The 12,165-nt window shown below is 59.9% G+C and carries 12 protein-coding genes and 5 pseudogenes; 5 read left to right on the plus strand and 12 right to left on the minus strand.

Annotated features, from left to right (window positions below; translation table 11 throughout):
• Positions 1 to 182: 182 nt before the first annotated feature.
• The 9 genes and pseudogenes from AX760_RS23400 to AX760_RS23435 form a co-directional block, all read right to left on the minus strand.
• Positions 183 to 394, minus strand: a pseudogene (locus AX760_RS23400) (NAD(P)-binding protein); the annotation flags it as partial.
• Between the two features lie 19 nt (positions 395 to 413).
• Positions 414 to 557: pseudogene (locus tag AX760_RS26910) on the minus strand (NAD(P)-binding protein); the annotation flags it as partial.
• 56 nt (positions 558 to 613) lie between these two features.
• Positions 614 to 2,066 (minus strand): annotated as a pseudogene (gene betB, locus AX760_RS23405) (betaine-aldehyde dehydrogenase).
• 69 nt (positions 2,067 to 2,135) lie between these two features.
• Positions 2,136 to 3,770 (minus strand): acyl-CoA synthetase, encoded by a 1,635-nt coding sequence (locus AX760_RS23410; RefSeq protein WP_071835439.1) that lies wholly within the window; start codon positions 3,768 to 3,770, stop codon positions 2,136 to 2,138.
• A gap of 4 nt (positions 3,771 to 3,774) precedes the next feature.
• The gene (locus AX760_RS23415) at positions 3,775 to 4,575 is read right to left on the minus strand and encodes an enoyl-CoA hydratase (protein ID WP_071835428.1); all 801 of its coding nucleotides are present in this window, start codon (positions 4,573 to 4,575) and stop codon (positions 3,775 to 3,777) included.
• 20 nt (positions 4,576 to 4,595) lie between these two features.
• The gene (locus tag AX760_RS23420) at positions 4,596 to 5,045 is read right to left on the minus strand and encodes an OsmC family protein (protein ID WP_071835429.1); all 450 of its coding nucleotides are present in this window, start codon (positions 5,043 to 5,045) and stop codon (positions 4,596 to 4,598) included.
• 27 nt (positions 5,046 to 5,072) lie between these two features.
• Positions 5,073 to 6,215 (minus strand): glycine cleavage T C-terminal barrel domain-containing protein, encoded by a 1,143-nt coding sequence (locus AX760_RS23425; RefSeq protein ID WP_071835430.1) that lies wholly within the window; start codon positions 6,213 to 6,215, stop codon positions 5,073 to 5,075.
• Between the two features lie 148 nt (positions 6,216 to 6,363).
• The gene (locus AX760_RS23430; RefSeq protein WP_071835431.1) at positions 6,364 to 6,879 is read right to left on the minus strand and encodes an Lrp/AsnC family transcriptional regulator; all 516 of its coding nucleotides are present in this window, start codon (positions 6,877 to 6,879) and stop codon (positions 6,364 to 6,366) included.
• A gap of 296 nt (positions 6,880 to 7,175) precedes the next feature.
• Positions 7,176 to 7,499, minus strand: a pseudogene (locus AX760_RS23435) (ATP-binding domain-containing protein); the annotation flags it as partial.
• 58 nt (positions 7,500 to 7,557) lie between these two features.
• Between AX760_RS23435 and AX760_RS23440 the strand changes: the two are divergent.
• The 4 genes from AX760_RS23440 (at position 7,558) to AX760_RS23455 (ending at position 9,398) form a co-directional block, all read left to right on the plus strand.
• A complete protein-coding gene (locus AX760_RS23440; protein ID WP_071835432.1) occupies positions 7,558 to 7,926 on the plus strand; it encodes a sensor histidine kinase in 369 nt (122 codons plus the stop codon).
• 63 nt (positions 7,927 to 7,989) lie between these two features.
• Positions 7,990 to 8,217, plus strand: a complete 228-nt coding sequence (locus tag AX760_RS23445) for a hypothetical protein (protein WP_071835433.1) — start codon at positions 7,990 to 7,992, stop codon at positions 8,215 to 8,217.
• An 84-nt stretch (positions 8,218 to 8,301) separates the two neighbouring features.
• Positions 8,302 to 8,706, plus strand: a complete 405-nt coding sequence (locus AX760_RS23450; protein ID WP_071835434.1) for an OsmC family protein — start codon at positions 8,302 to 8,304, stop codon at positions 8,704 to 8,706.
• On the plus strand, positions 8,703 to 9,398 hold the full coding sequence (locus tag AX760_RS23455) for a VIT1/CCC1 transporter family protein (RefSeq protein WP_071835435.1): 696 nt from the start codon (positions 8,703 to 8,705) through the stop codon (positions 9,396 to 9,398). The genes AX760_RS23450 and AX760_RS23455 overlap by 4 nt, the downstream gene beginning before the upstream one ends.
• 74 nt (positions 9,399 to 9,472) lie before the next feature.
• On the opposite strand, the gene AX760_RS23460 is transcribed toward AX760_RS23455, so the two are convergent.
• Complete coding sequence (locus AX760_RS23460; RefSeq protein WP_071835436.1) at positions 9,473 to 9,862, minus strand: DUF302 domain-containing protein; 390 nt, start codon at positions 9,860 to 9,862, stop codon at positions 9,473 to 9,475.
• Positions 9,863 to 10,398: 536 nt separating this feature from the next.
• Positions 10,399 to 11,457 carry an NAD(P)-dependent alcohol dehydrogenase gene (locus AX760_RS23465; RefSeq protein WP_071835437.1) on the minus strand — a complete coding sequence of 353 codons (1,059 nt, stop codon included), beginning with the start codon at positions 11,455 to 11,457 and terminating at the stop codon, positions 10,399 to 10,401.
• Positions 11,458 to 11,771: 314 nt separating this feature from the next.
• Here AX760_RS23465 and AX760_RS23470 point away from each other — a divergent pair, with 314 nt between their 5' ends.
• Positions 11,772 to 11,951, plus strand: a complete 180-nt coding sequence (locus tag AX760_RS23470; RefSeq protein ID WP_071835438.1) for a hypothetical protein — start codon at positions 11,772 to 11,774, stop codon at positions 11,949 to 11,951.
• A gap of 61 nt (positions 11,952 to 12,012) precedes the next feature.
• Here AX760_RS23470 and AX760_RS26915 read toward each other — a convergent pair.
• A pseudogene (locus AX760_RS26915) lies at positions 12,013 to 12,165 on the minus strand (sugar ABC transporter substrate-binding protein); the annotation flags it as partial.

The following is a 12,165-nucleotide window of genomic DNA, read 5'->3' on the forward strand; positions in this document are numbered from 1 at the left end:
CCTCACTCGGCAATCGGATATAACGTCCCGATTGCCCTACACAATCCCGGTGGCGCAACCAGCCAGCCATCATGATCAGAGCCGGAAAACTCCAGCTTCCGGCGGTCCAAAGTTTGGTCCCAGAGCAGATTGTGACGGACTCTACCAAATTCTGGAGGAAGTTCAGGGTCTCAGGTCACCGGCAAACCCGGTTCGGGTTCGGTATGAAAGCTCCAATCATACTTTTCGTATTCATCGGGATCGATAAGGCCGAAGGCATCTGGATAAAGATCGACTTGTCCTTGCCGCCGTATTCGAGGACCGAAACGCGATGGTTGGGGTCTTCACTCAGACGGCGCGCAAGTACCGATCCGGCTGAGCCAGATCCCACAATGATAAAGTCATACTCTTCCATCGGCTTTCTCCCATTACGGTGCCGGGTATCTGATGCAGGGTCCGACATCTGAGCCGACCTGTTCAATCACAATCACAATCACCCGCTTGCTTGCCTCGCCCAAACGGTAAGCCATGGCTGAACCGGCCAAGCCTGCCCCGATGATCACATCATCTGCCTGCATCAGTCCATCCACCCGTCGGCCGACCCCTATCATTTTTTCCAAACGCTACCAGATACTTAGTAAGGCGCATCGACCGGACCCATGCCAACATAAACGCTTTTGACCTGTGTATAGTGGTGCACCGCCGCATGACGTTTTCACGCCCGACGCCTGACAGCTTCGAGCCGCCAAAAGGCGCCTCGACCGGCGTCAGGTTATAGGCGTTGATCCAGCAGGTGCCCGCCTGCAACTGCGCAATCACCCGATGCGCGCGGGAAATATCTGCCGTGAACACGCCTGCTGCGAGACCAAATTCGGTGTCATTGGCCTGCGCGATCACCTCTTCGTCAGTGTCGAAATCAAGAACCGCCATCACCGGGTCGAACACCTCTTCGCGGGCGATGGTCATGCTGTCCGTTACATCGGCAAAGACGGTGGGTTCCACATAATAGCCGGTGTTTGGGGCCGCGCGACTGCCACCGCAAACCAGCGTGGCCCCTTCGGCCCTGGCGGTGGCGATATAACCCAGCACCTTGTCGTGTTGCACCGCGGACACCAAAGGCCCCATCTGGGTGGCCTCATCCAACGGATCGCCCATCCGGATCTTGGCGGCGCGTTCAGCCAAGGATTTCAAGAACTTGGAATTGATGCTTTTTTGCACGAAAACCCGTGTGCCGTTGCTGCACACCTGCCCAGCCGAATAGAAATTGCCCAGCATGGCTGTGCCCACGGCATCCTCGACACTCGCATCGTCAAAGACCACCAAGGGCGACTTGCCCCCCAATTCCATAGTGACATGGCGCACCCCTGCGGCGGCGGCGGCATAGACCATTTGCCCCGTCGGCACCGATCCGGTCAGCGACACCTTGGCCACCCGCGCATCGGTGACCAAAGCCGAACCCACCGCCCCACGCCCCTGCACCACGTTGAAAAGACCCGCCGGCGGGCTGGCCTCGACGAAGATCTCGGCCAGTTTCAACGCGCCAAGGGGGGGCACCTCCGAGGGTTTGAACACCATCGCGTTGCCCAAAGCCAAGGCAGGGCCGATTTCCAGCAGGCGATCTGGCTGGGGTAATTCCACGCGCCGATGCCGACGCAAACCCCAACGGTTCGCGGACCGTATAGACAAAATCGCGGCTTACAGGAATGGTTTCGCCCGTGACGGTGGGGGCAAGCCCGGCGAAATATTCCAGCGCATCAGCCCCTGGATTGCCAGTCAGCCACCAGTGTTTCCTGCATCGGCTTGCCGGTATCCAGCGTTTCAAGGCTCGACAATTGGTGGTTGCGCTCGCGGATGATATCGGCGGCACGGCGCAGGATGCGGGCGCGTTCCACCGGGCGCATAGCCCCCCATTCACTTTGCGCGCGGGCAGCACTGGCCAAGGCCGCCTCGGTCACCGCAGCGGTTGCCTCATGCAAGACCGCGATCACCTCACCTGTGGCAGGATAGATCACCTCTATCGGCGCGCCGGCGCTGTCTTCATGGTAGCGGCCATTGACGAAGTGACTGGCTTTGGGCTGGGCTTTCATGCGTCGCGTCCTTCAAGTTGAGAGTTCTGATAATCCACTGCGGCGGCCCTTTCGGGCGGGCCCCGAACGTCAAACGGCAAGTTCACGTGCCCGCTCGCGCAGAACGAACTTCTGTATCTTGCCTGTCGATGTCCGTGGAATTGCGGTGAACACATACTGCCCTGGCACCTTGTAGCCTGCCAGATGGCTGCAACACCAATGTCGCAAAGTCTCGGCGTCCGCGGATTGTCCTTCAGCCAGTTCCACAAAGGCACAGGGCGTCTCGCCCCATTTGTCATGAGGCATGGCGACCACGGCGGCGACTGCCACGGCCGGATGGCGGTAAAGCACCTCTTCCACCTCGATTGACGAAATGTTTTCGCCACCCGAGATTATGATGTCCTTCGATCGATCTTTGAGTTGCAGATAGCCGTCGGGGTGCATCACGCCCAGATCACCCGAATGGAACCAGCCACCGGAAAAGGCGGCGGCTGTGGCCGTGGGATTGCGGAAATAGCCCTTCATCACGACATTTCCGCGAAACATCACTTCGCCCATGGTTTGCCCATCGCGCGGCATCGGGCGCATGGTTTCCGGGTCTAGCACATCGACCTGCTCCAAGGGCAGATACCGCACACCTTGGCGGGCCTTGAGCGTGGCCTGCTGAGTGGAGGGAAGCAAAGACCACTCGGCGTGCCAGTCATTCACGATAGCTGGACCATAGGTTTCGGTCAGTCCGTAAAGATGCGTCACTTCAAACCCTGCCTCATTCATATCCGCCAGCACTTTTTCAGGCGGCGGGGCGGCGGCGGTGAAGAACTGCACCCGGCGGTCAAGGTCACGTTTGGCGGCAGACGGGGCGCTCAGGATCAGCGACATCACGATGGGCGCACCGCACAAATGGGTCACCCGATCCTCTGCCAGCGCCTTCCAGATCGGCTCGGCGCGCACTTGCCGCAAGCAGACATGAGTTCCGATGATCGCTGACAGGGTCCAGGGAAAGCACCAGCCGTTGCAATGAAACATCGGCAGGGTCCAAAGATAGACCGCGTGTTTCTGCATCGAGGTCGTCAGCGCATTGCCCTGCGCCAGAAGATAGGCCCCGCGGTGATGCGACACGACGCCCTTCGGGTCACCCGTGGTGCCAGAGGTATAGCTGATCGAAATCGCGTCCCATTCGTCTTCGGGCATCAGCCAGTCAAACGCGGGGTCGCCAGAGGCCAGAAAGGCTTCGTAATCGGGCGCGTCACAGGGCGTGGGTGCGCCGTCATATTCCGGGTCATCATATTGGATCAGGAACGGTTTCAAGCGGGCCAAGGCCAAAGCGGCCCGCATCAGCGGCATGAACTCGCGGTCGACGATCACCACCTTGGCCATGGCGTGATCCAGCTGAAAGGCAATGTTCGCCGCATCCAGCCGGGTGTTGATCGAGTGCAACACCGCCCCGCACATCGGCACGCCGTAATGTGCTTCCAGCATGGCGGGCGTGTTGGCCAGCATCACCGAGACCGTATCGCCGCGCCCTGACCCGCGGCCTGCGAGCGCCGAGGCAAGTTGCCGCGACCGCGCATAGAACGCGGAATAGCTGCGGCGCAAGGAACCGTGGACGATAGCGATATGGTCGGGGAACACCGATGCGGCGCGTTCCAGAAAGGTCAGCGGCGTCAGCGGCTGGTAGTTTGCCGGATTGCGGTCAAGATCGGTGTTGTAGGGGTTCTGCACCATGACCTCAGCAATCCTGCCAGCGGCGCGCGCGCTTGGCGATGAAAGCGCCGATGCCTTCTTCGGCATCCCGCGCCAGCATGTTTTCCACCATCACCGCCGAGGCATGGTCATAGGCCGCGGCCAGGGTCATTTCGCGCTGTTCATAAAAGGCGCGCTTGCCGGTGGCCAAGGTCAGGCTGGATTTGGACGCGATTTTGCGCGCCAGTTCTGTCGTGGCGATACGCAACTCCTCGGGGGCGACAACCCGGTTCACCAGCCCTATTTCGGCGGCCCACGCGGCCGGCGTCATGTCGCCGGTCAGCAGCATCTCCATCGCGTGTTTGGGCGCGACGTTGCGCGACAGGGCGACCATCGGGGTGGAACAGAAAAGGCCGATACGCACGCCGGGGGTGCTGAACTGCGCCGTAGAGGCCGCAATCGCTATCTCACAACTGGCGACCAGTTGGCAGCCTGCGGCAGTGGCAACGCCGGTCACCTCGGCGATGATCGGTTTTGAGCAGGTGATAATGGCCTGCATCACGCCGGAGCACAGCGCCATGATATGGGCATAGTAGGCCCGGCCTTTGTCAGGCGCGACACGGTCTGCGGTCAACTCCTTCAGATCATGGCCTGCGCAAAAGGCCGGGCCATGGGCAGTCAGAACCACCACCCGCACCGCCGCATTCGTCCCTGCATCGGCAAAGGCCGCGCCGAGCCGGGTCAGCATTTCCTCAGAGAGCAGATTACGGCGACGGGGATCGTTCAGCGTCAAACGCAGGACACCGTTTTCGTCCAGATCGGACAGAAGAATGTCACCGTCATGCATGGGGGCGGTCCTTCCGGGGCTTACAGGATGTTGATTTTGACGCTGTCAGCCAGCGTGTTGGCGATAAAACAATAGCGATACGCGCGGTCCTGTATTTCGGCCATTTTGGCATCATCGATGGCAAAGCCAATGTCAAAGCGCACAACCGGGTGCAGGTCGATCTGGGTCACCGATATCTGACCCTTGGGGTTCTTGCCCAGGTGGGCCACCGCATGATCGTGATAGCTTGCCACCGGCCAGCTCGCCTTGGCCGCCAGTGCCAGAAAAGTCATCATATGGCAGCTGGACAGCGCCGCAGCCAGCGCATGTTCGGGGTTGGTATTGGCTGGATCACCGCCCCAATCGGGGGCGGCATCAACCGTCAGGGTGTAGCTGTCACCATATTGCACGGTATGGGCGTTCGAGTGGGCCCCGGTTTTTAGCTCGGCGTCGGCACGCTGCCAGTGCAGTTGGATCGAAAGTGCGCTCATCGGGTCAGTTCCTGTTGTCGGGCGCGCTCAGGAAGCGGCCAGCGTCTTTTTCGGGTCGTAGAACGGACGCTCGACCACGGTGGCGGTCAGCGTGCCGTGGCCGGTAGCCACCTCAACCTTTGTGCCGATGCTAGTGTGGTCCACGGCCACCATCCCCAGCGCGATATTCTGCTTGAGGCGCGGCGAGTAGATGGCCGATGTGACCTTGCCGATCACCGCGCCATCGCGGTGGATGGGCCAGAAGGTGGTGTTCGGCCCCGTCAGCGGCGCGCCTTCGATCACCAGACCCACCTGCTTGCGGCTGACACCAGTGTCTTTGATCCGCTGCAACGCCGCCTTGCCGATGAAATCGGCGCCGCTTTCAAGGTTCACCAACCGGTCAAGACCCAGCTCATAGGGGTTGGTGTTGATATCGGCATCGGCGTGATACGACAGCATGCCACCTTCGATCCGCCGGATCGACGAAGTATGGCCGGACTTCAGCCCAAAAGGTTTGCCCGCCGCCATGATCTTTTCCCAAAGCACATCGCCGTGCGCGGTGTCTTGCAGATAGATCTCATAGCCCAGTTCGCTGGACCAGCCCGTGCGCGATACGATCAGCGGGATGCCGTCCAGGTCCACCCGGCGCGACCAGTAGTATTTCAGGTCCATGATGTCGTCGCCAAACAGCGCCCGCATGACCTCGCCCGATTTCGGGCCTTGCAACTGCAAGGGTGAGACATCGGGCTCGCAGATCGTCACGTCCAGCCCCGAATGCACAGCCACACCCTGCGCCCACAAGAGGATGTCGCTGTCGGCCAAAGACAGCCAGAAACGGCTCTCCTCCAGCCGCAACAGGATGGGGTCGTTCAGGATGCCGCCCTCGGCATTGGTGATCAGCACATATTTGCACTGGCCTACCGCCAGTTTCGACAGATCGCGCGGGGTCAGCATCTGCACAAAGCGCGGCGCATCGGGGCCTGTGATTTCCACCTGACGCTCTACCGCCACATCGCACAGGATGGCGTCGTTGATGAGGTTCCAGAAGTTCTGCTCGGGGTTTCCGAAATCACGCGGAATGTACATGTGGTTATAGACCGAAAACGCCGTCGCCCCCCAGCGCACCGTGGCGTCGAAATAGGGGGATTTGCGGATCTGGGTCCCGAACCCGAAATTCTGTGCCGTTGTCATCTTGTCTGCCCTTGCTGGCGGGTCTGTCAAAGACCGCGCGACGCCTCGTTCGTGGCAAGAAATTTATGCTTGCTGAGCTGCGTGGGCGGGCCAAAGATAAGGGCCGGACAAGACCGAACAGACCAAAATTTTCAAAAATCCAGACCGTTCAGTCTTTTGTCCCCGGCACGGGCTTTGGCGCCTTCGCTGCGACAAGGCGCGCAAGGTCGGGGCGGGCCGATTTGATCTGGCGGGTGACGATATAGGTCATATAGCGGTCTATCCCCAGTTCGGCGTCCAGCATCACCTCCATCAGGGTCTGGAATGCGGGCAGGCTGGTGGTGACCACGGTCATCACATAATCCATCCCGCCCCCGGTCGAGATGCAGTCGGTCACCTCAGGTGTGGCCTGCACATGGGCCTCGAACCGTTCAAAATCGGCCTTGCGATGGCTTTTGAGTGAGACAGTTACGACAACCTTGGACAGATCGACGATCCGTGTCAGCGCGATATCGGCGTGAAACCCCAGGATCAACCCGGCCTTTTTCAACCGCGTCACCCGCGCCCAGCACGGCGTGGCGGACAGCCCCACCACCTCGGCCAGCTTGGACTTGCTCAGCTGCCCATAGTCCTGAAGCGCAGACAGAATGCGCAGATCGGCGGCGTCCAGATAAATTGGTTTCATTCGGACTTTGCTGCATGAACGAGGGGTTGCACAAAATGAAAGGGTTCAATGCGCCCTCTCGATGAGTTTTAAGCTATGACGCCGAAGAATGCCAGCAAACAGGATGTCTTGAGTGCTTTCAATGATCCGCCTGACGGTCTGTCCTTCCCAAGACCAAAGCGTTCCAACCCTGTCCAGGACCTGATCTGCCATTGCCGGAATGCCTGCAATGCGAATGGTTGGCCAGACGGTCGTGGTTTGGTCAATGACCGCTCTCCGCTCTCCGCTCTCCGCCCTTCGCGTTGCTCAGCCAAGACTCAGTCCAGGATGTGGCGGGCAGCTGCCTCAGGATGCCCCAGCCACTCATCCAGTTTTGACCGGCGCCGCCGACCGGAGACGTTCTTCACGGCGATTGCCACGGCCTTTTTCTACCCGACCAGCACGACCAGCTTTTTGCCACGGGTGACGCCGGTGTAAAGCAGGTTTCGCTGCAGCATGGTGAAGTGCTGGGTCATGACAGGGATGACCACGGCGGGGTATTCCGATCCTTGGCTTTTGTGAATCGTGGCGACATAGGCTGGCACAAGAGTATCGAGTTCGCCGAACACGTAGGTGACCAAGCGGCCGTCAAAGCTGATCGTGCAGGATTTTCCACGGTCCGATCAGGAGCGAATTGTACTCTCACTGCCTGATGAACCCGTGCTTTCCAAGCTCGACCCGGATGCTCTTGGCATCCTCTTCCGCAATCTGCTCGAAAACGCCATCCGACATGGGATAAGCGATGGTCTGGTCGAGGCAGGCCTGAAACCGGATGGCACGCTCTGCGTCGCAAACGATGGTCCGGTCCTGTCGTCTGACGCGATGGACCGCTTGATGCTCCGCTTCGAGCGTGACCCCGGGAAGGTTGGCGGCAGCGGCCTTGGCCTTTCCATCATCAAGGCGATTGCCGACCGCACCGGCATGAAGCTAACTGTCATATCCCCCAAAGTGCCTGGTGACGCGGGTGTCGAGATACAGGTGCAACTGCCACTCGATTACAGTGCTGATCCCGAGGGGAGATACCCATGACCGACCTGATCACCAGGGCGACGGACAAGCCTCACGCGCTCATGAGACGGCTGACGCTGACGCATGCGGTGCTGCACGGTCGCGCTCACCGTGCCACTGGAAGGCCTCGCGAAACTCACATCCCAAGGCACGCTGGTGGTGTTTGCGATCATCAACCTGGCCCTGATCCGCATCGAGCTCAGCGAGGCAGAGCCGCTACAAGGCGTGTTCGTCTGCGCGATCTGGGTTCCCATCGCCGGGGTATCCGCAAGCGTATCGCTGTTGTTGCTCGACATCGCCCTATTTTCTTGATGCGGGTCAAACCTTCCCGGCCGCAGCGTGATAGCGTGCCAGGCACTGGCAATCTGTCATTGTTAACTCATCGGAGAAGCGGCCATGCTGGAATACCGGATTGCGGCCCGCAGGGTCGACGCAGAGGGCAGTGTTGCCAATGCCAAGATGGCTGAGGTGAAGCTGGATACGGGGCTCGCGGGTTCTCCCGATGCCTTCAACCCGGCCGAGTTGCTGCTGGCGGCGATTGCCGCCTGCATGATCAAGGGCATCGAACGAGTGACACCCATGCTGGATTTCAAGCTTGATGGCGTCGAAGTCAGCCTTCATGCGGTCCGCCAGGATGCCCCTCCCAAGATCGTTTCGGTCGACGATGAACTCGTCGTCGACACCGACGAGAGCGATCAGAGGCTGGAGCTGCTGCACAAGAATATCCGGAAATACGGCACGATCTCGAACACTGTCGCAACGGCGGCACGCCTCGAAGGCACGATCAGGAGAAGATCATGAGCCGGTTGCACACCGAAAACCACCTCGTGTCACGCATCGGCTGGTTACGGGCAGCCGTACTGGGCGCGAATGACGGCATCGTGTCGACGGCAAGCCTGATCATGGGTGTCGCCACGGCATCGGCAAACACCCAGCAAATCCTGGTGGCGGGTGTCGCCGGTCTGGTCGCAGGCGCAATGTCCATGGCAGCTGGGGAATATGTATCTGTGAGTTCACAGGCAGATACCGAGCAGGCCGATCTGGCGCGGGAACGGCTGGAACTCGAGACGCTTCCGGAGGCCGAGCTTGAGGAACTGACACAGATATATGTCAAGCGTGGCCTCACCCACGAACTGGCAGGACAGGTGGCCGTGCAGTTGACTGCCAACGACGCGCTCGATGCGCATTCGCGCGACGAACTCGGGATTGTCGAGCACATGGCTGCCCGACCGATCGAGGCGGCAGTGACCTCGGCTGCGACCTTCGCGGTCGGAGCCGGCATGCCCTTGCTCATGGTCGTCCTTTCGCCCGCTTCGATGCTGATCTACTCGGTCGCGATCGCTTCGTTGCTGTTTCTCGGCCTGCTTGGCGCAATCGGCGCGAAGGCCGGCGGCGCGAACGTTTTTAGAGCTACAGCGCGCGTGACCTTCTGGGGCGCATTCGCGATGGCGCTGACCGCAGGCATCGGCGCCCTGGTGGGGACTGCGGTCTAGCCGGCGGTCTCTGTCAGACCGATCAAGCTCGGCAGGGCCTCCATAGCCACGGCAAACTGAGATTCTGTTTTCTCTCAAACATCGGCGACGACATCCTCGATCATCGACCGAACCCTGCCAGCCAAACCCTTCAGCGTGTCGTTGTCAATCGCCTGCATCGATGCGACCGGATCAACAGCGCTCACCATGATGCCGCCACCGTCGATCGCTCGGACGATCACGTTGCACGGCAACATTGCCCCGACCTTTGGTTCCAGCTTCATCGCCTCGTATGCCATCTGCGGATTGCAGGCACCGAGTATGAGATAGTCGTCGATGTCGGCATCGAGCTTCTTCTTCATCGTTGCTTTGACATCGATCTCGGTCAGTACGCCGAACCCGTGTTTGGAGAGAGCTGATTTCGTCCGACTGACAGCGTCTTCAAAACTGGTACCGGACAGCGATTTGTCGAGCGTATAGGGCATAGCAGGCCTCCTCAGGTGATCGCGACCATAGCAGCTGAAGAGACTTCAATTGTGACGCAGATCAAGCTGTCCTCTATGTAAATGTGGCGGGGGGCAGGCCGCGTTCAGCGGTGCATTTGGTCAAGACTCCCGACCGAGTCTCGTCTCGCCAGGCGCAGACTTTTGGGCAAATTTCGGGACCGCTGTTGGCGCACAGGGGACTTGATCACAACTGGCAAAGCGGAAATTATTTCCGTAGCGCCCGTTGCTGCGGGCCTGAATTTACAAGTCTCTGCGCGTTCAGGCCCCCGCAACCAAACATCCCCGTGATCCCAAAAAAGCCCCCTCAGGGGGCTTTTTGCGTTTCCAGAACCAAAACCACACAAAGTCAAATCGCCCGGTAATCGTAACCCGCGCCCGATCCTCGCCGGCGGCTCAGGGCAACACCAATGAAAGGAACGAAAAAAGCTCAGCGATTGCGCGAGCCTTCGAAAATTACTCCGAATGGACACGCGCCCCATGAAGAGACGAACGGTCAAACATCATGGAGGCCTGCGTCAGAGGTCAGGCATCTCAATCTGGATCTTGACGTCCGAAGCCCGTCCCTCGGCTGCGCGTTCAAAGGCGGCAATGGCGTCGTTGAAGTCGTAGGTTGCGGAAATGAGGGGCTTTAAGTCTACCTTTCCGGATGAAATCAGTGCAATGGCCCGCTCGTACTGGTGGGCATAGCGAAACACGGTCTTCACGACGATTTCCTTTGTGGAAAGGCTCGAAATATCGATCGGAACCGCCTCGACCGGCAGGCCAACGGCGATGATCGTGCCATTCGGCTTCAGGAGCGTCTGGATTCCCGACCAGACGGATTTCGCGCCCGAACATTCGAACAGCACATCGACCCCCCAGTCTCCCGTCAATCCGGCGACCACCTCCTGGAGCGTGGTTTCGCTGAGATCGCAGGGAATGACGCCAGGGTACTGGCCTGCGATTTCCAGCTTTGGTTTTGCGAAGTCGGCAACGATCACAGTGGAGCAGCCGCCAGCGAGGGCGGCGATCGCCACCATGATCCCGATCGGACCGGCTCCGAGCACCAGGCCGACATCGCCGGGCTGGATTTCGGCTTTGGACGCAGCCTGCATGCCAACGGCGAAGGGCTCGACCATGGCGCCTTCGGCAAAGCTGACATTGTCCGGAAGCCGGAACGTAAGGCTGGCGGGATGCACAACGCGCGGCGTAAGAACACCGTGGATTGGCGGCGTCGCCCAGAAGCGAACATCGGGATCGAGATTGTAAATGCCCAGGCGCGACGCACGCGACAGCGGTTGCGGTACGCCTGGCTCCATGCAGACCCGGTCTCCGACCGACAGGTCTCTGACGTTCGCGCCGACCGCGACGATGATGCCGGATGCCTCGTGACCAAGGATCATCGGCTCCTTGACCTCGAAAGGTCCGATCCTGCCATGCGTGTAGTAATGCACATCGGAGCCACAGACCCCAACCGTCGCGATCTTGATCCGGACGTCATCAGGGCCCATGTGGCTGGCGACATCGATTTCCCGAATGCTCAATTCGCCCTTTTTCTCGAGAACGAGGGCGTTCTGGCTGGATTGTTCTTGCATATCGACAGTCCTTTCAAGTGTTGGACGTTCCGCTTTCTGTCTCCGCTTGGCGTGCAACCGCGCAGCAGGAGGGATCGCCTGTTGAAGTTGGCAATGTTTGTGTAGCCCATTGGAACGCAATCGTGGGAACTGTCTCATGGGCGGTCTTCAAAAGAGCAACCGCCTGGGCAAGGCGCAGATGCGACATGAATGCGATACAGTTCAGACCAGTGTGCCTTGTGGAGAAGGCGTACAGCGATGTCTGTGCCGTCCTAGCGACGTCGCACAGGTCGAAGTGAGAGAGGGAACTCTCTGAATTTTGCTGGAAGAAGGGTATGATCGTCTGCATCTTCTCGAGATCCTGCGTCTATATGATCGACACCGGGGGCGTGGAAAGGAGCCGTGCCGGATGCGTGACGGAGGAGATGGGTTTCGACTTCAGAACGGCAATTCCAGAACGATTTCTGTCAGGGATCAGCATCGACACGTCCGGCGCCAACGCCTCCTCTGCCTGACGCCTGTTGGCCTTGGCTGCCCGGACCGAAATCCGGACAGCCACGTCCTTGGGAAGGAACGTTATTTGATGTAGCCGCTGCGGGTCATTTCGCGGGTTGCTACATCCTGCGCCTGGGCGAGCGCATCGTCGACGGTCATCTGCCCGGCAAGCGCGCCGGAGAAGAGCTGCCCGACCGTTGTGCCGAGACCCTGGAATTCCGGGATCGCGACAAA

This window comes from Pararhizobium antarcticum (assembly GCF_001885585.1).
Lineage (GTDB): Bacteria > Pseudomonadota > Alphaproteobacteria > Rhizobiales > Rhizobiaceae > Pararhizobium > Pararhizobium antarcticum.

What these genes read in the sequence shown, in the direction of transcription:
- AX760_RS23445 (WP_071835433.1), top strand. Translation starts at nt 7,990, where the DNA reads ATGCGGTGCTGCACGGTCGCGCTCACCGTGCCACTGGAAGGCCTCGCG.
- AX760_RS23470 (WP_071835438.1), top strand. Translation starts at nt 11,772, where the DNA reads ATGATCGTCTGCATCTTCTCGAGATCCTGCGTCTATATGATCGACACC.
- AX760_RS23415 (WP_071835428.1), bottom strand. Translation starts at nt 4,575, where the DNA reads ATGCATGACGGTGACATTCTTCTGTCCGATCTGGACGAAAACGGTGTC.
- AX760_RS23455 (WP_071835435.1), top strand. Translation starts at nt 8,703, where the DNA reads ATGAGCCGGTTGCACACCGAAAACCACCTCGTGTCACGCATCGGCTGG.
- AX760_RS23410 (WP_071835439.1), bottom strand. Translation starts at nt 3,770, where the DNA reads ATGGTGCAGAACCCCTACAACACCGATCTTGACCGCAATCCGGCAAAC.
- AX760_RS23450 (WP_071835434.1), top strand. Translation starts at nt 8,302, where the DNA reads ATGCTGGAATACCGGATTGCGGCCCGCAGGGTCGACGCAGAGGGCAGT.
- AX760_RS23460 (WP_071835436.1), bottom strand. Translation starts at nt 9,862, where the DNA reads ATGCCCTATACGCTCGACAAATCGCTGTCCGGTACCAGTTTTGAAGAC.
- AX760_RS23430 (WP_071835431.1), bottom strand. Translation starts at nt 6,879, where the DNA reads ATGAAACCAATTTATCTGGACGCCGCCGATCTGCGCATTCTGTCTGCG.
- AX760_RS23420 (WP_071835429.1), bottom strand. Translation starts at nt 5,045, where the DNA reads ATGAGCGCACTTTCGATCCAACTGCACTGGCAGCGTGCCGACGCCGAG.
- AX760_RS23465 (WP_071835437.1), bottom strand. Translation starts at nt 11,457, where the DNA reads ATGCAAGAACAATCCAGCCAGAACGCCCTCGTTCTCGAGAAAAAGGGC.
- AX760_RS23425 (WP_071835430.1), bottom strand. Translation starts at nt 6,215, where the DNA reads ATGACAACGGCACAGAATTTCGGGTTCGGGACCCAGATCCGCAAATCC.